This is a genomic window from Stenotrophomonas sp. GD04145 (genome assembly GCF_029835135.1).
GTDB lineage: Bacteria > Pseudomonadota > Gammaproteobacteria > Xanthomonadales > Xanthomonadaceae > Stenotrophomonas > Stenotrophomonas maltophilia_P.
In genome coordinates this window covers 84662-108274 of the sequence record NZ_JAODZG010000009.1, presented here as the reverse complement: position 1 = coordinate 108274, position 23613 = coordinate 84662, and the positions used below count along the sequence as shown (strand labels likewise).

Below are 23613 nucleotides of genomic sequence, written 5' to 3'. Positions count from 1 at the left end.
CGGTGCCCGCCGAACGTCGGCAACGCGGCGCAGGGGCCTGTACCCACGGAACCCGGGAACAGGCGCGGCGTAAGACACCACAGGGAACCGGGGAATCATCCGATGCGTTACCAGACCCGGGAGGCCGCCGCCGCGGCCTCCCAAGCGAAGCTGTTGTCCCGCGCCGTGCATGCGGTGCTGATCGGCGGCCTGGCCGTGCTGCACGTCGAAGCGATGGCCGAGGAGGCGATCGAAGGCGATACCCGCCAACAGCTGCAGCAGCTGGACACGGTCACCGTGACCGGCAGCTATGCACGGAGCCTGGAGCGCGCCGTCGACCTGAAGCGCGCCAACATCGGCTTCTCCGACTCGATCGTCGCCACCGACGTGGCCGATTTTCCCGAGCAGAATCTCGCCGAAGCGCTGCAGCGCATGCCGGGCGTCACCATCGAACGCAACAAGGGCCTGGGCAGCAGGGTCAGCGTGCGCGGCCTGCCCAGCGAGTTCACCCTGGTCTCGATCAACAACCTGGCGACGGCGTCCGGCAGTGGCGGACGCGACGTGCAGTTCGACATCTTCGCCTCGGACGTGGTGCAGACGGTGACCGTGCAGAAGTCGCCGACCGCCGCCGATGAGGAAGGCGGCATCGCCGGCTCGGTCTACATCGAAACGGCCAAGCCATTCGACTTCCCCGAGCCGAAGTTCAGTGCGTCGGCCGAAGCTTCGCACAACTCGATCAACGGCAAGATCGATCCGAAGATCTCCTTCCTCGCCAGTGACACCTGGGGCAACTGGGGCGGCCTGGTGTCGTTCTCCAAGGCCAAGCGCACCAACCGCACCGACTCCAACTCAGGCATCAACTTCCGTCCCATGGGCCGCTTCCTGGAGGCGTCGGGTACGCGCGGTTCGCAGGCCGCCGCGGTGCTGGCGCGCGATGCCGGCATCGTCGTCAGCAACCGGATGGACAAGGATGAAACCAGCCGGATTGTCTTCCAGGACAAGGTCGGCGACCGCGTCTACCTCAACGAGCAGGACCAGTGGGGCGCCACCGCCTCGCTGCAGTTCAAGCCCAGCGACACGTTCTCGCTCAGCTTCGACGCCATGCTCGGCGGCTACGACACACACGAGGACGAGTACGATGCCGCAGCGTACTCGGCCTCCAGCCGCAGCACGCTGGACACCATCCACGACTACGACCGTGACACGCTGTCGGCCTACGGCATCACCGTGCTGAAGGACGTGTCCTACACCGCCACCCAGCACGAAATCCTGAGCAAGGAACGCAACGCCAATACCGACTACCGTCAGTTCAGCAGCACGCTGGACTGGAAGGTGGGCAACTGGGACATCGACGCGCTGGTCGGCTACTCCGGCGCGCGCAAGGACTCGGACTACGCCAACCTCAAGCACGTGGCCTACGCGCCGTCGCGCACGCGCTGGACCCGCAGCGGCGGCGAGACCGTGCCGAGCACAGCCGGCGGTTTCGACATGTACAACGCCGCGGACAAGTACCTGTTCGAAGCGTACGAAACCGAGCTGGAGAAGGTGAAGGATGACAAGTACGCCGCGCAGCTCGACCTGAGGCGGCAGATGAACCTGGCCTTCTTCCCGGCACTGAGCGGCGTGCAGTTCGGCGCGCGCTACACCGACAAGACCAAGGAACGCGCGTTCGGCAGCGGCAAGATCCAGGGCCCGGCCGCCGGCAGCGCCGCGTGGGTCAATACGCGCACGCTGGCCGACAGCAACCCGGTGTGGATCAGCCAGCTGGCACCGGGTGGTGCGTATCGCCCGAGCGACCTGGACTGGCAGCAGGTTTCCAACGCCTATGCGCGCGCTACGTTCCGCTACCCGGGCTATGAAACCCCGATCGATCCGGGCCAGTACTACGAGGTGAAGGAGAAGACCCTGGCCCTGTATGCCATGGCCGATCTCTACTTCGATATCGGACAGGTACCGGTGTACGCCAACCTCGGCGTGCGTTCGATCGACACCGACGTCGATTCGTCAGGCTTCCATCCGGTGCAGAACCCGGATGGCAGCAACGGCTTCACCGCCACACCGATCTCCAGCAGCGGCGACTACAGCAGGATCCTGCCCAGCTTCAACATGACCGCCGAGATCGCCGACGGCCTGGTGCTGCGCGGTGCTGCCTCGGAAACGCTGATGCGTCCGTCGCTGACCGACATTGCCTACCGCCGCACCGTCAGCTGGAGCAGCTTCCGCTTCATGGACGGCAACCCGGCACTGAAGCCGACCACCGCCAGGCAGTGGGAAGTGGGCCTGGAAAAGTACCTGCAGAACGGTGGCCTGCTGGCCGCGTCGTACTTCTCCAAGAAGATCGACGGCGTAGTGCGGCAGTCGTTGACCGGCATCGTGCCGAACGTGGAGAAACTCAACGCCAACGGTTCGCTGGACGGCTACTACGACTTCGAGGTCTACCAGCCGGTCAACGCCGATGGCTCGTACAAGGTGACCGGCGTGGAACTGGTCGCGCAGCTGCCGCTGTCGATGCTGCACCCGGCGCTGGAAGGCTGGGGCATCAATGCCAACTACACCCAGCTCGACAATTCGCTGACCGGTGCATCCGACCTGGATATCCCGACGCCGCCGGAAGGCCTGGCCGAGAAGGCGTACAACTTCACCCTGTACTACGAGAACGATCGCTTCAGCGCGCGCGCCTCGTACAACTACAAGGACAAGTACGTCGAGTACATCCATCTGAATATGTATCCGGTTTACCGCGATGCCTATGGCCAGCTCGATGCCTCTATCGGGTTCCGCCTCACCGACACCTGGAAGCTGAACCTGGAGGCGATCAATCTGCTCGACGAGAAGACCACCGGCTACACCATCGACAAGGCCTTCCCGACCCAGTACGAGTTCTCCGGCCGTCGCATCACCTTCGGCATCCGCGCGGATTTCTGAGCCCGCCGCTGCAGGGCCGTGGCCAATGCCCCGGCCCTACAGATCGAGCGACGGCAGGGTCTGCTTCACCGCATCGATGCCCTGCCACGGATCGGCCTTCAGGCGCTTGGCCCGTGCCAGCGCCTTGTCGAGCGGGAAGGCGTCGGCCGCCTTGATCCGCGCAAGCTCTTCCCAGCGCAGCGGCACCGCCACGCCCGCACTTTCGCGGGCGCGCAGCGACCAGGAGCAGACGCTGGTCGCGCCACGCGTATTGCGCAACCAATCGATGAAGATCACACCGCCGCGCTTGGCCTTGCTCATCGTTGCCACATAGCGTTCGGGCGCCTGCTGTGCCATCGCCTGCGCGAAGGCCTCGCAGAATGCCTTCGCCTGTTCCCAGTCGGCGGAGGGCTGCAGGGGGACCACCACGTGCACGCCCTTGCCGCCGGACAGCCGCACGAAACTGCGCAGGCCGATCTCCTGCAACCGGTCGCGCACGTCGCGCGCGCCGGCCTTGACCTCGTTCCAGCCGACGCCCTCACCGGGGTCCAGATCGAATACCAGCCGGTCTGGATGTTCGGGATCGGCAACCGTGGCGCCCCAGGGATGCAGCTCGAGCGTGTTCATCTGCACCAGCTGCAGCAGGCCGCGTACATCGTCGATGTAGACGTAGTCCTCGCGACCGCTCTTCTGCTGCAGGGGGACCGCATGCACGGCGTCGCCCAGGCCCGGGCTGTGGTGCTTCTGGAAGAAGCAGGCCTTGCCCGCGCCATCAGGGCAGCGCAGCAGCGAAAGGGGCCTGCCCACGATCCCGGGCAGGATCCAGCGCGCCATCTGCCGGTAGTAGTCGGCCACGTCGCCCTTGCGGATCTTCTTCTTCGCGAAGACCACACGCTCAGGGTGACTGATGGCAACCGCGTCGTCGCTGCTCGTGGTCTTTGCAGGCATCGCCAGATCCTCGCCGCTCTTGTCGCTGCGCAGCCGCTTGAAGCTGGCCTGTCGCAGCAGCCCCTCCTTGCCCCAGCCACGGAAGGCCACTTCGGCCACCCTCACTGGCTTCACCCAGTGCACGCTGGCGGCGCGGAACGGGACGTGCGCGGGCAGCGCCACCGCAGCGTCCTCCACCGCCAACGGCTTCAGCGTCCGCGCCAGCGCGCGCAGGCTGTCATCGTCGAAGCCGGTGCCGACGCGACCCACGTAGCGCAGGCCGTCCTTGTCGGGAGTTGCCAGCAGCAACGATCCGAACCCCACGCGCGAGCCCTTCGGCGCGGTATGGCCGACGATCAGGAACTCATCGGTGTCCTCATGCTTGACCTTCACCCAGCTGCGCGCACGCACGTTGACGTAGGGCGCGTCCACCTGCTTGCTGACGATGCCCTCATACCCGGCCTTACCACTGGCGGCGAAGACCTGCGGCCCATGGCCGAGGACGTGATCGCTGAACGCCAGCGTTCCGGGCGTGTCGCCGATCAACGCCTTGAGCAGCGTCTTGCGCTCAAGCAGCGGTGCCGCGCTGATGTCCACTCCCGCCACGCCGGGCAGGTCGAAGAGAAGGTAGCGTAGCGGCACCTTCGAGCTGCCATCGATGACCCGCTGCAGGGCGGCGAAATCGCTGCGCCCCTTCTCGTCGAGCACTACCAGTTCACCGTCCAGGCGCGCGTCATCAACCGGCAGCGCCTGCACGGCCTGCACGACTTCAGGGAAGTCCCCGGTCCAGTCCAGCCCGTTGCGCGAGCGGAGCTTCACTTCACCGCCGTGCAGATCGGCCAGCAGGCGATAGCCATCCCACTTGATCTCGTGCAGCCAGCGATCGCCATCGGGCGCGGCATCGCGGTGGTCGGTCAGTTGTGGTTTGAATGCACGCGGATACGGGCGGTCGCGGGCGCCCTGCAGTTTCAGCGCGCGCGCGCGCCAGCGCGACTCCGCCTTGCGTGTCTTCCTGCCCGTCATCTTCTTCGCGCTCCCGGGGTGTTCACGCAATGGCGCGTGCAGCAGGTCGTCGGCCTCTGCGTCGCGGGCCTCGCTGTCCTCGCGCTTGATCAACAGCCACTGCACCTGGCGTCCCTTCATCGCGGTCCGCACCAGTTTCCATTCCCCGGCCAGCCGCTGGCCATGCAGGACGAAATCGATCTTGCCCGCTGCCAGCGCCTGCAGTGGATCACCCGCGCATGCCCAGGTGCCGTGGTCGAAGACCTCCACGTGACCAGCACCGTAGTGGCCCTCGGGAATATCGCCCTGGAAGCCGGCATAGGACAGGGGATGATCTTCCACTTCCACCGCCAGCCGCTTCTCGCCAACGCGCAGCGACGGCCCTTTGGGTACCGCCCAGCTCTTGAGCACGCCGTCCATTTCGAGGCGGAAATCGAAATGGCGCGAACTGGCGTGATGCAGCTGGATGACGAAGATCGGCCGCCGCTTCGGATCACCCGGCGCCGGCTGGTCGTCCGGTTCCGGCGTCTGCCCGTTGCCGCCGCCGAGCCGACGCTTGCGCCGGTACTGATGCAGCGACATGGATCACCCCGCCTTGCGCCGTGGCGCTGCCTTCTTCGCTGCCTTCTTCGCGGTCTTCCTGCCTGTCTTGCCGGCCGCCTTCTTCGCCGGCGCCTTGCGCGCGGCCGTCTTGCTCGCGGGGGTTCGCTTGTTCGCATCCAGGCTCTTCTGCAACAGGGCCATGAAATCGACCACGTTGGTGGTGGCGTCCTCGCGCGGTGCAGGTTCTTCGTCCACCCGGGTGGTGCCTCCCTTGGCCTTGATCCGCTTGTTGAGCACCTGCTGCAGGCGCTCGCGGAACTCGTCGTGATACTGCGACGGATCCCAGTCGCCAGCCATCGACTCGATCAGCTGCTCGGCCATCGCCGTTTCCTTGCCGGTGATGCGGTACTCGGACAGGGTGCCGGTGGGCAGCTTGAGGTCCTCCGGATCGACAAGCTCCTGCGGATAGCGGAGGATCATCAGCACCAGGGCGTGCTCGTGCGGCATCACCGCGCAAAGATACTCGCGGGTACGCACGACCACCCGTGCAATGCCGACCTTGCCGGTGCTGCGCAGCGTCTCGCGCAGCAGTACATAGCCCTTCTCGGCCTTCTTGCCCGGCACCAGCAGATAGGGCTTTTCGTAGTAGCGCGGATCGATCTGCGCCGCGTCCACGAAGGTCTCCACCTCCACGGTCTCATGGCTTTCGGGCGCCGCCGATCGGATGTCGCCTTCCTCCAGCACGACATAACTGCCCTTGTCGTACTCGTAGGCTTTGACGATGTCCTTCCACGGAACTTCCTCACCGGTATCGGCGTTGACCCGTTCGAAGCGGATCGGTTTGCGGTCGCGCGAATCGAGCATGCGGAACTGTAGATCGACCTTGCGTTCGCCGGACATCAGCGACACCGGCACGTTGAGCAGGCCGAAGGAGAGTGTTCCGGTCCAGATCGGGCGGGCCATGCGCGCACCTGTGCTTGAGCAGGACCGTCAGCTTCCGGTGCCGGGTGTAAACCACCCGTGTCGATGCCGTGCACGCCGGGTCGGCGCGCAGCATCCCGGCCAGGTCACTGCAGCAGGGGTCTTACCGCCGCTGCCGGAATATGATCCAGCGCGCGCCATGCGTCTTCCACCACCGGCCGCGCCTGCGACCAGCCCAGCCGCGACTGTCCTCGCATCTGTTCCCAATGCTCGGCCAGCTCCTCGCAGGTATCGGCCGCATCCCCACGCGGCCAGTCCGCCGCATGTGTGGTCAGTGCGAAGGCATACACCGGGCACAGGTCACGCCAGTTGCGATGACCGTGACCACGACGTTCCTCGTAATCGCTGAGCATGTACTGGAGGTAATCCTGGGCCACGGCCTGCGGATCTTCGTGGCGACGCGTCCGGCGCTGCGCGGTGCGCTGGCCGAGCGGATCGAGCAGGGCGTTGAACACGGACGGGGCGGGGCGTTCCAGGCGGGGCATGACCGGCTCCTGCAGCGGGTCGGGTGGGCAGGAATACCGGCGGCAGCGTTATCCAGCCGTGACAGAGATGTTCATGACGCAGGGTTCGCGGTGCCTTTACCTCGGTGGAGGTGTAGTGGTCCTCCCCATGCGCAGGTACCTGATCATGAGCCGAGAGACCTCCCGAGACCCGCTCCGCGAGAACCGTGCGCCAATTCCCGGCGAGCAGCGCGGCAAGCACGACAACGATGATGCCGACTTCCGTGGCACGGGCGCGCCCTTCTTCGACGCCGCACAGTCCGGCGAGCATCTGCCCGTGAAGCGCGAGGCTGAACAGGCCGCGCTGGACCGCAAGGACGGCGGCGACCGCCATCGGGGAGGGCAGGAGAGCCCGCTCAAGCGACGCGAACGCAAGCAGCACGCCAGCGACAACCAGGACGAGGCGCTGGAGGAAACGTTCCCGGCCAGCGACCCGACCTCACCGTTCGTGCCGGCCAAGGCGCCCGACTGACGGCCCGCAGGCGCCGCCGGTCAGGTCAGCGCCATGACCACTGCAGGCCGACACTGGCACGGCGGCCCGGGCCGGGCTCGTAGTAGCGGCCATTGCCATCGTTGACGATGACCGAGCCGATGTAGGCCTGGTCAAGCACGTTCTCCAGCCGGGCGAAGGCACGCAGCTCGCCTCCGGGCAGCCGCCACTGGCGGCCCCCTTCCAGATGCAGCAGGGCGTAACCCGGCGCGCGTTCGTCGGCGAGGTCGTTCACCACGGTATCGCTACTCGCGGTGGCCTCCACCGCCCACTGCCAGTCCGCAGGCGTCCACTGCAGGCGGGCGAAGGCCTGCTGGCGTGGAACACCCGGCAGGCGGCTGCCGGCATCCACGCGGGTATCGGGCACACGGCAGCCGCTGCCGGCACAGGTCAGATAGGGCGACCGCACCTGTGCCTGCAGCCAGGTCCAGGCCAGCTGCAGTTCCAGCTGCTCGGCCAGCGGCTGCCGGTACTGCAGTTCGATGCCCTGGCGCCGCGTACGGCCGATGTTGCGGTAGGTGCTGCGGCCACCGATATTGCTGGCAACGGCCAGCTCGTCGTCGGTATCTGCGCGGAACAGGCTTGCATCCAGCTGCATTCCATCCTGTGCATGCCATTTGCTGCCGATCTCCAGCGTGCGGCTGCGCGCCGCCGCCAGATCCAGCGCCAGCCCGGCCTGGCCGTCGGCGCGATAGCCCAGTTCGTTGAAGGTCGGTGTCTCGAAGCCACGGCCCACGGCGGCATGCAGGCGCCACTGCGGGTGGGCTTCAAAGCTGATGCCGGCCACGGGTGTGGTGGCCCGGTAGCGGCGGTGGCCGCTGTCGTCCGGGTTGCGGTCGGTGATGTAGCGGTCGTCCGATTCGAAGCGCACGGCACTGTGCCGCACGCCGGCCAGCAGCGACCAGCGCGGACTCCACTGCCACCAGGCCTGGGCGAACTGGTCTACGTTCTGCACGATGTCGATCTGGTCGCGTCGCAGGCGCCCGCGCACGCCCAGTGTGCTGCCGACGAAGTTCTCGTAGCCGGTGCGCTGCTGGCGCTGGCGGTCCGCACTGAGCCCGGCGACCAGGTCCAGCGGTCGGCCGGCCACCTCGCCCTGCCAGCTCCAGCGCGCGTCCAGGCCGCCATAACCACTGTCCAGGTCGATCACACCGCCGGCATGCAACGGGTTGGCCTGGGCCGTCGGCGGGATCGCCAGATACTGGGTGACCGAGCGCTGGCCGGCATAGCCCATCAGCTGCCACCGCTGCGCGCCGGCCTCGCGGCTCCAGCGCAGGCCGGCCTGCTGCTGGCGCACTGATTTGCGGGTGTTGTACTGATGAGCGACGGCGGTGGCCTGGCGCGGGTCGGCCGCGACCTGCGCGCGGGTCAGACCCAGCGGATCCTGCGCATCGGGCGCATCCAGCGCGTTGAGCAGCAGCTCCAGCCGCCCGCCTGCCAGTTCGGCGCCGACGCGGGCGTTGAGCGATTCGCGCCGGGCACGGCTGTGGTCGCGCCAGCCATCGGTACGGAAGTGGTTGGCCGCGATGTTGTAGTCCAGCACCTGACCCGCGCCGCGCAGCTGCGCACCCACGCTCAGGGTCGTGTCCGCGCCCGCGCTGAGCCGCAGCCGCCACGGGTCGCCCGCCCGGCCCTGCGCGCTCCACACCTGCAGCACGCCACCGGAGGAATTGCCGTACAGCGCCGAGAAGGGTCCACGCAGCACCTCCACGCGTTCGGCACCCAGCAGGCTGGCGTGCGACAGCTGGCCCTGCCCATCGGGCATGGTTGCCGGCACACCGTCGATCAGCACGCGTACCCCGCGTACGCCGAACGTCGAGCGGGCGCCAAAGCCCCGGATCGACAGCTGGGTGTCCTGCGCGAAGTTCTGCCGGTCGCGGGCCAGCAGGCCCGGCACCCCGCCCAATGCTTCGGACAGCTGCGCCCCGGTGCCGGCGCGGTCAGCATCGATCCAGACCGTGTCCTGGCTGGCGGGCAGGGCGAACGGATCGATCCCCTGCACACGGGCTGCCTGCACCTGCACCGGGGGCAGGGCGGTCGTGGACGGCTCCGCCATCGCGACCAGCGGCGACAGCAGCAGGGCGGACAGGGGCAGGCGATTGCGGCGTGGGGCAGGATTCATGATTCAGGTTGATGGATCGGTCGGCAACGCACGCCATGGTACGGGGCTGCGGATGACGATGGTGGCGGCCAGCCCCGACAGGCTTTGTTACGATGGGCCGTTTTCGGCCGAAATGCCGCAAGCCGCGTGGCGCAATTCCTCCCCCTTTCCGTCTACCGAACGAGTACCGCCGTGTCCTTCTTTGCAAACGTGGAACTGGTCCCAGGCGACCCGATCCTGGGCCTGACCGAGGCATACAACGCCGACAGCCGCCCGACCAAGGTCAACCTGGGTGTGGGCATCTACTACGACGAGAGTGGCCGCATTCCTCTGCTGCGCGCTGTCAAGCAGATCGAGCAGCAGCTCGCCGCCGAAGCCAAACCGCGCGGCTACCTGCCGATCGACGGCCTTCCGGCGTACACGCAGGCGACGCGTGAGCTGGTGTTCGGCAAGGATTCGCCGCTGCTGGCCGCAGGCCGCGTCACCACCGCACAGACCGTCGGTGGCAGCGGTGCGCTGCGCGTCGGCGCCGACGTGCTCAAGAAGCTGCTGCCGCACGCCACCGTCGCGCTGAGCAACCCGAGCTGGGAAAACCACCGCGCGGTGTTCAGTGCCGCCGGCTTCGAGGTGGTGGATTACACCTATTTCGATCCCGCGACCCACGGTGTCGACTTCGACGGCATGCTGGCCGACCTGCAGAAGCTGCAGCCGGGCAGCGTGGTGCTGCTGCACGCCTGCTGCCACAACCCGACCGGTGCCGACCTCACGGTCACGCAGTGGACGCAGGTCGCGCAGCTGCTCAAGGACCGCCAGCTGTTCCCCTTCATCGACATGGCCTACCAGGGCTTCGACAAGGGCATCGAGCAGGATGGCGCCGCCGTGCGCATCATCGCCGAAGCCGGTATCGACAGCTTCATCGTCGCCAACTCGTACTCCAAGTCGTTCTCGCTGTACGGCGAGCGCGTGGGTGCACTGTCGATGGTGGCGCCGACCGCCGCCGACGCCAAGGCCGTGCAGTCGCAGGTCAAGCGCGTGATCCGCACCATCTACTCCAGCCCCTCCACCCACGGTGCAGCGCTGGTGGCGGGTGTACTGACCAACCCGGAACTGCGTGCGATGTGGGAGCAGGAGCTGACCGAGATGCGCGAACGCATCCACGCGCTGCGTCAGGGCCTGGTCGAGAAGCTGGCGGCCGCCGGCGCCCCGCAGTTCGGTTTCATCAACGAGCAGGCGGGCATGTTCTCCTACTCCGGCCTGAGCCGCGAGCAGGTCGAGCGCCTGCGCGACGAGTTCGGCATCTACGCCGTCGGCACTGGCCGCATCTGCGTGGCTGCGCTGAACCAGAACAACCTGGAGTATGTCGCCAAGGCCGTGGCCACCGTGGCCAAGGGCTGAACCCACGCTCCAGTGGCTTGAAGACAAAGGCGCCGGAAGGCGCCTTTGTTTTTGCAGCGTGTCCTGCATCGCCTCCCCTTCCCACGAGCCTCGACAAAAGGAAGGCGCTACGAGCGCATCTGGAAACGATTACGCCTTCCCGCGCTCACGCACGCAGCGGCCAGACGGGCGACAATAGGCGTTTTCCCGCTGCCGAGACCTGTCCGCCCATGTCCCGTACCTCGTTGACCCGCTTCCTGATCCAGGAACAGCACGCCGGCCGCATCAATGCCGACCTGCGTCAGCTGATCGCGGTCGTCGCCCGCGCCTGCACCAGCATCTCCATCGCCGTCAGCAAGGGCGCCCTCGGCGGCGTGCTCGGCGACGCCGGTACCGGCAACGTGCAGGGCGAGGCGCAGAAGAAGCTGGATGTCATCAGCAACGAGATCCTGCTCGAAGCCAACGCCTGGGGTGGCCACCTCGCCGCCTGCGCCTCGGAGGAAATGGACCACAGCCAGCCGGTGCCGGACATCTACCCGCGTGGCGATTTCCTGCTGCTGTTCGATCCCCTCGATGGCAGCTCCAACATCGACGTCAACGTCTCCGTCGGCACCATCTTCTCGGTGCTGCGCTGCCCGACCAACGTCGAACTGCCGGGCGATGACGCGTTCCTGCAGCCGGGCAGCAAGCAGATCGCGGCCGGCTACTGCATCTACGGGCCGAGCACCCAGCTGGTGCTCACCGTGGGCCACGGAACGCATGCCTTCACCCTGGATCGCGAGAAGGGCGAGTTCGTGCTGACCACCGAGAACATGCAGATTCCGGCGGCCACCCAGGAATTCGCCATCAACATGTCCAACCAGCGCCACTGGGAAGCACCGATGCAGGCCTATGTCGGCGATCTGCTGGCCGGCAAGGAAGGTGCGCGTGGCAAGAACTTCAACATGCGCTGGATCGCCAGCATGGTGGCCGATGTGCATCGCATCCTGACGCGCGGTGGCATCTTCATCTATCCGTGGGACCGGAAGGATCCGTCCAAGGCCGGCAAGCTGCGCCTGATGTACGAAGCCAACCCGATGGGCCTGCTGGTCGAGCAGGCCGGCGGTGCCGCCTGGACCGGCCGCGAGCGCATCCTCGACATCCAGCCCGACCAGCTGCACCAGCGCGTGCCGGTGTTTCTCGGCTCGCGCGAGGAAGTGGCCGAGGCGGTGCGGTACCACCACCAGCACGACGCCGCACAGGCCTGAGCGGCGCACTGCGGCCACGCTCATGGCAGTTCAATGACATGACCGTGGGGTGACACCGACGGCGGCAAACGGCACCATCAAGCCCTTGCCGCCGAAGGAATGCACGCATGCACGAGCAGGGCCCGGTCGATTTCATCGAAGTCATCCACAACGCGGTCCCCACGGAGGTCTGTGCTGCCATCGTCGAGCGCCTGCGTGCCACCCGCGGCCTGATGCCAGGTGCCGTCGGCAGCGGCGTGTTCCCGGAACTCAAGCACAGCAAGGACCTGCGCATCAGCGGCCTGGAGGGCTGGCAGGACGTCGACGTACAGCTGCAGCAGGCCGTGTTCAAGGGCCTGCTGACTTATCTACGCCGTTATCCACAGGCGCTGATCGCACCGTTGATGTTGCAGATCCAGGACAGCGACGGTCAGCCGCGACGCCTGTCGGCCGAGGACTTCCCCGACATGCCGGAGCAGCAGCTGGCCGACCTGGCGCGCACCTGCCTGCGCCCGGGCGCGATCAACCTGCAGTGGTATGCCGCAGGCGAGGGCGGTTACCCGTACTGGCACTGCGAGCTGTACCCGAAGGATGCGCAGGCCGAGACGCTGCACCGGCACGTGCTGTGGACGCTGTACCTCAACGATGGATTCGACGAAGGCGAAACCGAGTTCCTGTTCCAGGGCCGCAAGATCGCACCGCGTACCGGCAGCCTGCTGATCGCCCCGACCGCCTTCACCCACACCCATCGCGGCAACCGGCCGCAGGGCGGCGACAAGTTCATCGCGACGAGCTGGATCCTGTTCCAGAGTGCGCAGAAGTTGTTTGGGGGTGGGTGAGGCATCACTGATTTATTACCCCATCAGACGGTGAACCCACACCATATGGTGTGGAGTTCCAGTCGCAGCACCGACCGCAGTCTTGCGATGTTGGCAATCGATGCTCGGCGGCGGCAGATTCATCGCAACGAACTGGACCCCGCCCGGAATACGCAGAAGCTGTCAGTGGGGGGGCACCACCAGGAGCTACGTGCTTGGCGTGTGCGTTCGCCCATATCGCTCCGGTCGCCTGTCGGCGATGAGCACTTTGGCGTTCCGCGAATGGAAAAGCATGGTCGGAGTCCAAATGAGGCTGGAAAGGATGAGTGCTGCAGCTACCCATAGCCACTGTGCGGTCAAAATTCCCGCAACAAGGACAATACCAATGGGCGCCACAGAAACCAAAGCGATTACGTAGCAGATTGCATATCTAACGTGGCCCAGCTCCGAAACGATTTCGGTTCCGCAGCTACTGCATTCGGTCCTTACCTTCTTCTCGATCGAACGGCGAAGCGGAAAGCCCTGCCTCGGAGCACCACAACTGGGGCATGAAAACTTGAATGGGGATTTCAATTGCATATCTCCTCTCCCACTACAGCCGCAGCCGCCAATGCGCCAGAATTGTTGTGTGCTGCTTTGATTGCAGATCCATATGCCGCGAGACCTGCGACCTTAAGTCCAGTTTGGCGACCGAACGCCGAACCAACAGCGTAGGCAACTGCAGTACGGGAAGCTAGCTGTAACGGGTATGCTCGCAACTGCAGCCGCCATGGCAGCGTGGAAGCAACAAGAACGTCAATGGTTTGCTGCGCCAGTCTCTGCCCAAGGGCGCGGATCTGTCCATGGCCAGCCAGGAATATCTCAACCTTGTAGCGTGGTTGATGAATACCCGACCGCGTCAGACGCTGGGCTGGAAGACACCTGCAGAGGCCATTAATACCGAACTGCAGGCATTCAGATCACCTGTTGCACTTACAAGTTGAGACCGCCAATTTCGGTGCCGTATTTTCTATATTTGACCATTATCTTCTTCTCGATCGAACTGAAAGATTTGAAACTCGGGCAAAGAGTTAACAGTAACGGCACGGACTGCGAACTTCTGTTTACCTGCAACTCACAAGAAAATTATTTGCATTCAGAATTTTCTTCATCGGCTGGATATCGACGGCCATGAACATGACGTAACTCGGACCTTCAGGGTCACCGCGATTATATGCGTACAGCATTCTTTCCACGCCATCGCCGGACTCCTGGCCCAAAAGCTCGAATCCATCTGTAGCGGTTACGCCCCTCTTGATGACGCGATGAGAGAACTTCGGGTGACGTCCGATGAAGACTTCCGCGTAATGCCCCTCGGACTCTAGAACCCCAAGATCAAAGTCAGGTCCGGGTGGGACCTTTCGAAACTCAACACCGGCTGGGAGGTTGGCGCATATCCCATATCGTTGGCTGAGTGTGGTGTTACCTTCGGTCGCCTGACAGCCGAGCATCGCCATCAGAACCATGGAGAATGAAATTCTAGTTACTACATTGACAGACACGGATTATGGCCTCATTTGAAGGGTCGAGGAGATCCTGTATGTTCTGCTCGGACACCGGAACACTGAGATCTCTGCCCATGATTCCGGTCCCATAGTCAGCCAAACCCAACAAGTGACCTGCCTCGTGAGCCAATGTCGCGTCGCCCCACTGGCCGGGCATATACCAGACTCCCTCATTGGCCCAAGGCATCTGCACATACGACTCGCGTGTTCCGGATCGGATGGCGATTCCGTTAGTCGTGGCGGTGTGCCAAACCGGAATGGACTTCACTGTTGTCTTTACGTTGTAGGCCCCGATCTTGCCACTCCAGGCGCTTTCGATCGCCCTCGTTGCCTGCGATATCTGTGCGGAGTTTGCACCCTGGAAGTTGATTGGAATCGAGATACCGACATTGTTTCCCTTTTGACACAGGTACCCGATCAAACCAAGTGGATCGATCATGCTGATCGGGTTCCCCTCGACATAGGCATACGTATTGATCCCCCCCGCCAACCCAATCGGATCACTCTGCACATAACGCCCAGCGCTCGCGTCATAGTCACGGAATCCGTTGTACCAGAGCCCACTCTCACTGTCGTAGTACTGCCCCGGGAAACCAATGTTGAGCCCACCGATATCGTCCTTCAGGACGCTGCGACCGTACGCATAGTTGTACGCCTTCCATACCACCTGCTGCGACGCGTTGGTCGCATACTCCGGCCGGCCCAGATGGTCGTTGTGAACGAAGTTCACCGACCCGTTCCTGTCGATGCCAACCAGCTCACCACCGAACCACAGGTAGTTCGTCCAGGTGTTTCCGGTCTGTTCGGCCAGAAGCTGGTTCTGACCTGCATAGAAGTAGCGACTGGTCGAGCTCGCGCTGCTCTTGCCCACGCGCTGCCCCTGGGCATTGAGCAGATAGTCCGTTCGTTGCCCGCCTACGTTGCTTTGAATCATCCGGTTGAACGGGCCGTAGGTGAACGTCGAGATGCGGCTGCCCGATGTTTCGCTGATCCTGTTGCCGAGCGCATCGTACTGATACGTACGGGTGCCATCCTGGTTGATGAACTGCAGCATCCGGTTGCTGCTTGCGTCGATGACGTAGCGGGTTGCCTCTGTTTTTGCGTTGAGCGCGGTGTAGTTCCCACCCGCGTCATGGGAAAGCGTATAGGCAATGCCAGCTCGTGTCAGCGTACTCAGGCGTCCCAGTGCGTCATAGCCCAGGACCTGGCTGAGGTTGCTCGTCACATCGTCGTTGATCTTGATGATCTCGTTGTCGCCGTTGTAGCGGTATGACGTGCGGCTGAGAGCGGTGGTCTGCTGATTCCGCACCGCCTGGGCCTCCAGGCGGCCGCCCTGATCGAACGCGTAGCTGCGCGCCAGGCCGTTGCCAAAGGGCATGCGTTGCCGCGCTCCCAGGGCCGAGTAGACGCTGGATCCAATAATCTGTTGCGTCACCGTGCCCTTGGTAAGGGTCATGGACTGCGGAAAGCCTCTACTGTTGTAGACGTACTTCGCGAGCGTGCCATCGGGATAGGTGACGGTGCTGTTCCTCCCGATACTGTCATAGGTGTAGCTGACAGTTCCCTCACTCAGGGTGTTCGCCTGCGAAAGCTGGTCAGTCCGGCTTACCAGCTGTCCTGCGGCGTTGTACGTGAAGCGCGCGCTTGCACCTGGAGCCGAATGGGCACACAGACGCCCCTTGCCGTTCACGCAGTTGTCGTACGTATAGGTCTGCTGCTGCCCCTCAGCATTCTGGCTGGTCAAGCGGCCCAGCCCGTCGTACCCGTAACCGACAGTGCTGCCGTCGTTCAACACTGTCGCAACGCGCTGGCCCGCCGCGTCGTACTCGTGGTCTGTCCGACCCGTGTCCGGACTGTTCTGCGTCCATAGCTGTCCAAATCCATCGGTCTGGTAGGTCGTTACCAGGCCGCGGGGATCGGTCACAGATGCCAGCCGGTCACCCTTGTCGTAGGCAAAGCGTGTCGTTCCGCCATTCGCATCCGTCTGTACGAGCAATCGACCCAGCGGATCATAGGAGTATCGGCTCACCCGGTTCTGGGAATCGGTGGTCTGCACCAGCCGATCCTCCAGATCATAGGCATAGCGCACATTGCGCCCCTGATCATTCCGCTCGGCGACAAGCCTTCCCAGCTCGTCGTAGTCGTAGTTCACGGCCGAGACGATGGTGTTGAGCCCCATCATGGCCAAAGCAATTGTGGACATGGTCTTGGCTTTCCTTAGCGGGGTTGCTCACAGAAGATCAGGTTGCAGCTTCCTGTATGGTTCTCGGCTCTGATCGTTACCTGTCCCTTTGGTCCCCAGACGGTTGCACCGGATGCGAGCTGCCCGAAGTACTGGAACTGGGCAACTCCGCTGCCACTGTTGACCGGCGAGACGTTGATGGTGAAGGTCGCGACGGCACCGGGAGCCACCGCACTGTTGAGCCCCACGGATTGACTTGTCCGCAACGTCGTCAGCGCCAAGTAGGTGTCACCGGGGTTCCAGACAACGTTGCCGGTGTTCCGGAACTGGAATGTCACCGTGGACGTTTCACCATTGAAGATGTGCTCTGGGCCGGCTGACGCCTGCACCAGCTCAGCAGTACGCGAGATGGTTGGAACGGTGAACGTACCGGACCGATTGATGGCCAGATTGGGGCCGCCCCAGGGAGAGATGCCATGAACATAGAGCGGCTTGCCGCCATGAACGCTTCGTGTATTTGCATCCAATGCAAGTCCGAACCAGTAAGAGCCCTGTGATTGGCAAGCCTCTTTCACATCGTCATTCGGGATCAACATACCGGTCACACTGCCGAGGTAGGTGCCGCTCCCTGCAGGCCCACCCGCGTAGACATGAACCGTGGTTGCGGCGTTGACTCCTACCGAGCAGGCCCATCCCTGCACGGAATAGTTCCAGTTCCCATCATTCATGATCCCTGCAACATCACCGATGATGTGCGCGGTGGGAATGGAGAAGGTGCTGGAGTTGTCCAGAGCTCGGTTGTACTGCGCGCCCAGCGGAGAATGGCCGTAGAGCGTGATCTTTTTCCCACCCAGCTGCTGGCGCTGTTCCAGCGTGAGGGGGAGCTGGAATCGATATGCATTTCCTGATGCCTGGCACGCGGATGCTACCTGGCTCTCGCTGGCAAGGTTGGCCTGTGCGCTGCCGAGATAGGTTCCGCCCTCCGCATAGCCATCAACCTGGATGGACGAAGCCGAACCCGAGGAGCAGGCCCAGCCTCGCACGAACCAGTTCCATTGCGCGTCGTGGGTGACCTCGTCGATTACACCCCTGACAACGCTCTCGCTGGAATAGTCCGTCTGCGCGATTTCAGTGCGTGTGCGATTGGATGCGGTGTCATACGTGTGACGCGTCCACAGCCAGTTGCCGTTCCCAATCGGCTGAACTTCGCTCATCAGGCGCCGGCCAGCGTCGTAGCTGTATAGCGTCTTGATTCCCACAGGTGTGGTGATGCTGGCAATGTCGCCCGTCGCGTTGTACGTCGTTGTGGTCGTTGCCCAACCGGACCCTGTGTTGATCCGGTCTACCAGAACGCGACCGCGAGCGTCATAGGTGATTTCACGGACATCGCCATTGGGTCCGGTGATACGGCCCGGCTGCCCCAGTTCGTTGTAGGCGGCGTACGTCACCCTGTGCCCCAACGCGTTGGTGACACTGGACAGATCTCCCTTCGCATTGAAGGTGGACGTGATGTCGTCCTGCGCCAAGGGGCCATCTTCCTTGACGGAAGCCGTCAGTCCATTGGCGTGGTAGGTATAGGTGTACTGAGTGGTTCTGGCCTGACCATTGACGCCGGCAGCACTGAGATTTCGTGTCGTGACCGAGCTGACATTACCGCGACTGTCATAGCTGAAGCTGGTCTCGCGATCACCAACCCGCGTTTCCTTCAGCAGATGCCGTCCCGCCGCATCCCACTGATAGAGCGTGACACGTTCCGCAGCGCTGCCAACGGCCTCGGCCTTCCTCAGCAGATTGCCATCGGGGCTGTAATCAAAATCAGTGACGTTGTCGACAAAGTCGTGAACGAGGTCAGGATTGCCATTGGCATCGTAGGTGCGTTCCTTGTAGCTGGCGGGACAGGTCGTTGATCGGTTGCCGGTCACCGACACCTGTCGTCCGTCCTCATAGGCATACGTTGTCGTGCGGCCAAGTGGATTGGTCTCGCTGACCTTCAGTTTGACCGGACGGGTCCGCTCCCCGGTGGCGGCCAACAGCACGCCTTGGGCGCTCGGGTCGGCGGCGATTTGAACAGGGCCGCCGGGCAAGGACCGTGGCTGGATGCAGATGTTGCCCTGGCCCGGTCTGTACTCACACCAGCCCGTCTCTTCGTTGCCCCGGATGCCGCCTGGATGCACCGGCGCTGGAGGTACCGCCACCGGCGCGCTGCTCTCGATGGCGTAACTGAAGGTGTGCCGCTCGATACCGCCGGCATGTTCCGAGAGCGTTGCTCGCCTGTTGGCATCGTAGGCGAAAGTAGAGTAGCGCACGCCGTTGTAGGACTTGCCGGTGAAGCCACCTGGATATCGCGCGTCCTCGTAGTGGTAGCTGATCGTGGTCTGCGGCGAGCCCGGTAGGGTTGCGCTGGCAAGACGCGCACGTCCCGTGCCGAACGCATTCGGGGTATAGGTGTACTGGTAGACGTTGCCCGCAGGATCCTTGACCTGTGTCAGCGATCCGTTGGACCAGACGAACTGGATGCTGCGGCCGGAGGAGTGCGTAACCTTCTGCAGATACTTGTCACTGTACGTGAATGTCCAGAAGACGCCCTGCTCATTGCGAAGCTCGGTAATGTATCCAGCAGCGTCGTACCGCTCGCTGCCCAGCTCCTCGTTGTACAGGGTGAAGCTGCCATCGCTGTTCTTTGTCAGGTAGGCGATCGGCTTGGCGCGATCCTCGTTCCAGCGCCCGTTCGCTTCGCTCCAGACGAACTTGAGCCTGCGTCCGTCCGGCCGCTGTGCCCAGGCCGTCTTCTGCGCGTTCGAGAATGCGATGCTGTAGTCGAAGTTGCTGATCCAGTGGTTGCCAAACAGGCCCGCAGCACTCCAGTGATGGTTGTAGGTGCGCTCCAGGTACAGGCCCATCTCCCCACCGACGGTGAAGTCCCGTTCGATTTCGACCTTGTTGCCGGTGTAGAGCACGACGGGGTTGCCCTTGCGCTCGCCGCAGTCATCACGACGATCGTCGGTTTCCTGTTCCACCGCTGTCCTGGCGGGCATCGACGCGTCCGAGTGGTAGGACACCCCTATGCCAATCGAGATGACACCTGAAGTGCCAACTGATGGACCACGCATACGGGTAACGGTGATCTTGTCCAGATCCTTGATTCCGGAGTCCCCGTTGTTGTTCTGATAGAAGATCCTGGTTGCCTTTTTCGCGGACGCAGGAGGTGCCAGGAGAAAGCCCGACATCAGCACGGGCAGCAGAAGTGCGGCGGTGGTAGACACGCCTTTCGTACGGAGCTTCATGCTCGCTTTTATTCCTTGTGTTGCCGGATCTGAAGTCGCTTTCGCCTGAGCCGTGGGTTCAGGAGGAAGTGGATAGTAATCTGGAGTTCACACAGTTGAACAGAGCGATGTGTGCAGTCGCGATGTCGCATCCGTCGCCGAGGCGCAGATCGCGATCAAAGTTTTCCATATGCGTTCCGCAGTAGCGCACTACTTCAGAACAACGACCCCTGCGGCGAATCCACCTTCGGCGGCAGCGGCTTCTGGAAGCGGCTGCAATCCAGTTTCGGCCAGTGGCTGTTCTGGGCGTCGAAGCCCAGGCGCTTGCGCGCCAGCTTGAAGCGGTTGTTCAACAGATCCGCATAGACCCCCTGGCCACGCATGCGCGTGCCGAAGCGGCTGTCATAGTCCTTGCCACCGCGCAGCTGCTGGATGGTGCTCATCACGTGCGCGGCGCGATCCGGATGGTGGGCGTCCAGCCAGTCGCGGAACAGCGGTGCAACCTCCAGAGGCAGGCGCAGCAGCACATAGCCGGCAGTGCGCGCACCCGCCTCGTGCGCCGCTTCGAGCACGCTTTCCAGTTCACTGTCGTTGATCCACGGAATCACCGGCGCGACCATCACGCCAACCGGAATGCCCGCCTCATGCAGACGCTTCATCGCGCGCAGGCGCGCGTGCGGTGCAGAGGCGCGCGGCTCGAGCTTTGCCGACAGGCGTGGATCCAGCGAGGTCACCGAAAAATGCACGCTGACCAGGTTCTCCGCCGCCAGTGGCGCGAGCAGGTCGATATCGCGCTCGACCAGCGCGTTCTTGGTGATCAGCGAGAACGGATGCTTCGTCTCCAGCATCACCTCGATCAACTGACGGGTCAGCTTGAACTTGCGCTCGATCGGCTGGTACGCATCGGTATTGATGCCGAGCGCGATCGGTTGCGGGACGTAGCCTGGCCGGGACAGCTCCTTGCGCAGCAGCTGCGGTGCATTGGTCTTGGCAAACAGCTTGGTCTCGAAATCCAGGCCTGGCGACAGGTTCAGATAGGCATGCGACGGGCGCGCGAAGCAGTAGGAACAACAACACTATATGTGTTTGAGGGGAAGTGTTCAGCGCAACCCCTATCGAACTGGTGCTCTGTCAAGGCTAACGCGGCTCAGGATAGAAATTCCCCCCTAGCCCATGGCAATGAAGGGGAGGTTAGCGTTCCGACTAATGCGGCGAGGACTCAGGGGCACTGTATTGGCCCCGTTGAGCGCCCGACGGCCCGTGAGTGGCCGGGCTAAAACATCGTTTGGTCAGCGTACGCTTCCGGCCAAAAGCGGACACCGCCAAACGCCTGAACTAAGCCGAGCCATCAGGCGGCTTCGGCTTGGAATCGTTAGATGCCGTCACCCGTTCCCTCCGTGACGGCCGCTTTGAGAAGGGGCTTGAGCAGGTTCGCAAAGGTGATCAACGCCGCAAGGGTACTGACGAGCACTTGCTTCGGCGCGCAGCTTGGTGGGAACAGGATCGGTTGGACCTCATTTTCAGCATTGAGCGCATGTTTCATTGTCATTGGCTCAATGTAGGTATCAACTATCTGTTGGGCAATGCGGAAATCTCCCCACTCATGCGCGCATTGATTGCGCAGCTTGTTGAGAAGGCGAGTATCAATGAATTGTTAGACATCAGTGCAAAGCACATGCGCCTTATAGATGGCATGCTGCCTTTCAGCGCCTGCTGCAAAGTGAGGTAGTTCAGCCAACAAGCGATCCACGAGAGGTGCCGGTTCTGGTAGAGGCCGAAACCCAATACCCTCCCACGCCCGCATGCTTGAAGGTGCCATAGCCTGAAGCTGGAACTCCAATGAAGTGAGGTTTGCGAAGTATGGCTCTGGCAGATAGCTACGAGGTATGGATACGTAGCTCGCCCCACAGTGCTTACGAATAAAGGCGTTTCTCAGCTTCTTTGCTGCGTCCGCATCTGTGGCGGACTGCTCGCGAGCGGCAGCTGGGTGATCAAGCTTCTTGCAGTAACGCCACATACGGCCGGTGCAATACGCTTGCGTGAACTTGTGGCTGCGACCTTCGCTGCCAGTGGCGTGCTTGCTGTAAATCCTGGTGCGGAATCCCTCGGTGGCTTTTGGTGTGCTACCGATGTACCGGATTTGTCGTTCATGGTCCCAAAGAGCGTAGATACCGAACTCTTCTGGGAGGTCTGCGAGATTGATTGGCACGGATCGTGTCAGTCTTTCAAAGATACTTCGGCTGTCCACCATCTCCCCCTGCTGCCTAACTACCTTGTAGCCGGATCCCTGGGTCCGGTTACACGACTTATCCACATACCACCATATGGTGGGCTATCCCCGCTGACAGCGGCTCGATCTTAGGGCTGCTGGGTCCGGCTGACAAGCCGAGGCATAGCCGGACCCAGCAAGCAGACCAGGCCGCATTTCAAGAGCAGTGGACAAGCACTGATGGATGTCCGCTTTGGGTCAGTTGCTGCCATGTCGAGCCCACGACAGCTTCCCGCCAGCAGCAGACAGAGAATTCACCGAACTACAGTCCAAAGAATATTCGCCGGTCACTCTCTTTATGCAAGTTGTGCTTAGCTATGTGATAGTGCGCCGGTGCTACACAGTCAGATCTTAATCTGAACGGAAGCTCGTCGATGCATATCTCTGCCACAAGCGCACTGAAATCCTTCTCGTAGCAGGCTTGAAGGACCTTCAGGTTGGTGGACGGGAAGCTGTTTTTGAACTCAATGTTGTACTCGGGAGAGAAGTACCGGATAAGTGATGCCTCATAGAGAGTGATTCGTTCTTGCTCACTAGTCTCGTATAGCTTCTCCAGCCCCGCGCGAATGCGCGTCCCATCATTATCTTTGTTCTTGGCGAATGGATTGAAGAACGTGAAGAGCTGACTGTTGGGAACAACTGTCAACAGCAGCAGGGTTAGCTTGTGCGTCTCAGGAATGCCTTTCAAGGCAATTTTCTGAAGCGTCTCGTGCTTCAGCAGTCTGTCTAAGGCATTGCGTGATCCATCTTTTCCGTAGGCCTGCCCGATGTACTTCACGTCGAAATCTATCGCCTGCGATATGGAGCTTAGTCGTGCCTGTAGGTCCTGAGGACTTGGCCATCCCAAGCGTCCCGATGCATCAACAACGTGATATATGTCATCGACCAGCTGCAACCGACACCCTTCTGGGCACGGGTACTTGACCTCGTAAGTCTGTCCTAGAGCACTCATAAAAATGCTCAGCTTGTCGTTCTCTAGTTTTGCATTCTCAAGGACAATCCTGGGTACGAGCCCAATAAGGTAGATATGGCAATCTTTGACTACGCTCATGACTGAAGCCAACGCATCTTTGTCATAGATTGCTTCTGCTGGAATGGTGCAGTAGCCAGAAGCGTACATTCCTAAAGCGTGCTCGACATCAAACACGGCTTCTTTGAGCTTTTCCTTCATGTCTTGCTTCATCACGTCCCCGTCCGCTGCCCAGAATGATTGCGCCGTGCTAAATGAACAATGGTCGGCTCCTCGAGTCGGGCTATACGAAGTACCCGCAGCCCGTGATTTGAGGACTAGACCCTTGATACGGCCTCATTTTAGGACGGCTGTGGTTCACTTAACAGTCCGATGTGTAGTGAGAGCTACCAGGGTGCAGAGCGTGCGCTCACGCTGATGTCCGCTCTGGATCGAAAGGTGCCATGCCCATGCCACGATAAACAACCTTAATCCACTGCCTTGGCGATGTCCGCTTTCGGCCATAAGCAGACATCCACCCCATCCCTGATAAACATC

General features: G+C 62.6%; 14 protein-coding genes and 2 pseudogenes. 7 read left to right on the top strand and 9 right to left on the bottom strand.

Features of this window, described 5'->3' with window-relative positions; all coding sequences use genetic code 11:
* Positions 1 to 102: 102 nt before the first annotated feature.
* Positions 103 to 2904 carry a TonB-dependent receptor gene (locus N7367_RS07500; protein WP_279942076.1) on the top strand — a complete coding sequence of 934 codons (2802 nt, stop codon included), beginning with the start codon at positions 103 to 105 and terminating at the stop codon, positions 2902 to 2904.
* Positions 2905 to 2940: 36 nt separating this feature from the next.
* Here N7367_RS07500 and ligD read toward each other — a convergent pair whose 3' ends face one another.
* The 3 genes from ligD to N7367_RS07485 all read right to left on the bottom strand — a co-directional run bounded on the left by ligD (position 2941) and on the right by N7367_RS07485 (position 6821).
* Positions 2941 to 5394, bottom strand: coding sequence for a DNA ligase D (gene ligD, locus N7367_RS07495; RefSeq protein WP_279942075.1), 2454 nt, complete (start codon positions 5392 to 5394; stop codon positions 2941 to 2943).
* Positions 5395 to 5397: 3 nt separating this feature from the next.
* Complete coding sequence (locus N7367_RS07490) at positions 5398 to 6318, bottom strand: Ku protein (protein ID WP_065182127.1); 921 nt, start codon at positions 6316 to 6318, stop codon at positions 5398 to 5400.
* Between the two features lie 104 nt (positions 6319 to 6422).
* Positions 6423 to 6821 carry a hypothetical protein gene (locus N7367_RS07485; RefSeq protein WP_053516083.1) on the bottom strand — a complete coding sequence of 133 codons (399 nt, stop codon included), beginning with the start codon at positions 6819 to 6821 and terminating at the stop codon, positions 6423 to 6425.
* A gap of 145 nt (positions 6822 to 6966) precedes the next feature.
* Between N7367_RS07485 and N7367_RS07480 the strand changes: the two genes are divergently transcribed.
* Positions 6967 to 7311: a hypothetical protein gene (locus N7367_RS07480; RefSeq protein WP_065182172.1), complete on the top strand. Its 345-nt coding sequence runs from the start codon at positions 6967 to 6969 to the stop codon at positions 7309 to 7311.
* Positions 7312 to 7336: 25 nt separating this feature from the next.
* Here N7367_RS07480 and N7367_RS07475 read toward each other — a convergent pair whose 3' ends face one another.
* Positions 7337 to 9451, bottom strand: a complete 2115-nt coding sequence (locus N7367_RS07475) for a TonB-dependent receptor (protein WP_279942074.1) — start codon at positions 9449 to 9451, stop codon at positions 7337 to 7339.
* 171 nt (positions 9452 to 9622) lie between these two features.
* Here N7367_RS07475 and N7367_RS07470 point away from each other — a divergent pair, with 171 nt between their 5' ends.
* The 4 genes and pseudogenes from N7367_RS07470 to N7367_RS07455 all read left to right on the top strand — a co-directional run.
* Positions 9623 to 10825: an amino acid aminotransferase gene (locus N7367_RS07470; RefSeq protein WP_053516086.1), complete on the top strand. Its 1203-nt coding sequence runs from the start codon at positions 9623 to 9625 to the stop codon at positions 10823 to 10825.
* Between the two features lie 209 nt (positions 10826 to 11034).
* Positions 11035 to 12051: a class 1 fructose-bisphosphatase gene (locus tag N7367_RS07465; RefSeq protein ID WP_053516088.1), complete on the top strand. Its 1017-nt coding sequence runs from the start codon at positions 11035 to 11037 to the stop codon at positions 12049 to 12051.
* Positions 12052 to 12158: 107 nt separating this feature from the next.
* A complete protein-coding gene (locus N7367_RS07460; protein WP_074902476.1) occupies positions 12159 to 12869 on the top strand; it encodes a 2OG-Fe(II) oxygenase in 711 nt (236 codons plus the stop codon).
* A gap of 746 nt (positions 12870 to 13615) precedes the next feature.
* Positions 13616 to 13831, top strand: a pseudogene (locus N7367_RS07455) (IS30 family transposase); the annotation flags it as partial.
* A 120-nt stretch (positions 13832 to 13951) separates the two neighbouring features.
* Here the strand turns inward: N7367_RS07455 and N7367_RS07450 are convergent.
* The 4 genes and pseudogenes from N7367_RS07450 to N7367_RS07435 form a co-directional block, all read right to left on the bottom strand.
* Complete coding sequence (locus tag N7367_RS07450) at positions 13952 to 14353, bottom strand: hypothetical protein (RefSeq protein ID WP_164151471.1); 402 nt, start codon at positions 14351 to 14353, stop codon at positions 13952 to 13954.
* A 13-nt stretch (positions 14354 to 14366) separates the two neighbouring features.
* Positions 14367 to 16595: an RHS repeat-associated core domain-containing protein gene (locus N7367_RS07445; protein WP_279942073.1), complete on the bottom strand. Its 2229-nt coding sequence runs from the start codon at positions 16593 to 16595 to the stop codon at positions 14367 to 14369.
* 14 nt (positions 16596 to 16609) lie between these two features.
* Entirely contained in the window at positions 16610 to 19858 is a 3249-nt protein-coding gene (locus N7367_RS07440; protein WP_279942072.1) for a DUF6531 domain-containing protein, read from the bottom strand.
* A 194-nt stretch (positions 19859 to 20052) separates the two neighbouring features.
* Positions 20053 to 20907: pseudogene (locus N7367_RS07435) on the bottom strand (PA0069 family radical SAM protein); the annotation flags it as partial.
* A gap of 293 nt (positions 20908 to 21200) precedes the next feature.
* Here N7367_RS07435 and N7367_RS07430 point away from each other — a divergent pair.
* Entirely contained in the window at positions 21201 to 21566 is a 366-nt protein-coding gene (locus tag N7367_RS07430; RefSeq protein ID WP_100441045.1) for a hypothetical protein, read from the top strand.
* 802 nt (positions 21567 to 22368) lie between these two features.
* Here the strand turns inward: N7367_RS07430 and N7367_RS07425 are convergent.
* Complete coding sequence (locus N7367_RS07425) at positions 22369 to 23277, bottom strand: hypothetical protein (RefSeq protein ID WP_224119317.1); 909 nt, start codon at positions 23275 to 23277, stop codon at positions 22369 to 22371.
* Positions 23278 to 23613 lie beyond the last annotated feature (336 nt).

Excerpts from the sequence above, each read along its gene's own strand:
- N7367_RS07480 (WP_065182172.1), top strand. The coding sequence starts at position 6,967 with ATGAGCCGAGAGACCTCCCGAGACCCGCTCCGCGAGAACCGTGCGCCA.
- N7367_RS07440 (WP_279942072.1), bottom strand. The coding sequence starts at position 19,858 with ATGAAGCTCCGTACGAAAGGCGTGTCTACCACCGCCGCACTTCTGCTG.
- N7367_RS07490 (WP_065182127.1), bottom strand. The coding sequence starts at position 6,318 with ATGGCCCGCCCGATCTGGACCGGAACACTCTCCTTCGGCCTGCTCAAC.
- N7367_RS07475 (WP_279942074.1), bottom strand. The coding sequence starts at position 9,451 with ATGAATCCTGCCCCACGCCGCAATCGCCTGCCCCTGTCCGCCCTGCTG.
- N7367_RS07460 (WP_074902476.1), top strand. The coding sequence starts at position 12,159 with ATGCACGAGCAGGGCCCGGTCGATTTCATCGAAGTCATCCACAACGCG.
- ligD (WP_279942075.1), bottom strand. The coding sequence starts at position 5,394 with ATGTCGCTGCATCAGTACCGGCGCAAGCGTCGGCTCGGCGGCGGCAAC.
- N7367_RS07485 (WP_053516083.1), bottom strand. The coding sequence starts at position 6,821 with ATGCCCCGCCTGGAACGCCCCGCCCCGTCCGTGTTCAACGCCCTGCTC.
- N7367_RS07445 (WP_279942073.1), bottom strand. The coding sequence starts at position 16,595 with ATGTCCACAATTGCTTTGGCCATGATGGGGCTCAACACCATCGTCTCG.
- N7367_RS07425 (WP_224119317.1), bottom strand. The coding sequence starts at position 23,277 with ATGAAGGAAAAGCTCAAAGAAGCCGTGTTTGATGTCGAGCACGCTTTA.
- N7367_RS07450 (WP_164151471.1), bottom strand. The coding sequence starts at position 14,353 with ATGGTTCTGATGGCGATGCTCGGCTGTCAGGCGACCGAAGGTAACACC.
- N7367_RS07500 (WP_279942076.1), top strand. The coding sequence starts at position 103 with ATGCGTTACCAGACCCGGGAGGCCGCCGCCGCGGCCTCCCAAGCGAAG.
- N7367_RS07465 (WP_053516088.1), top strand. The coding sequence starts at position 11,035 with ATGTCCCGTACCTCGTTGACCCGCTTCCTGATCCAGGAACAGCACGCC.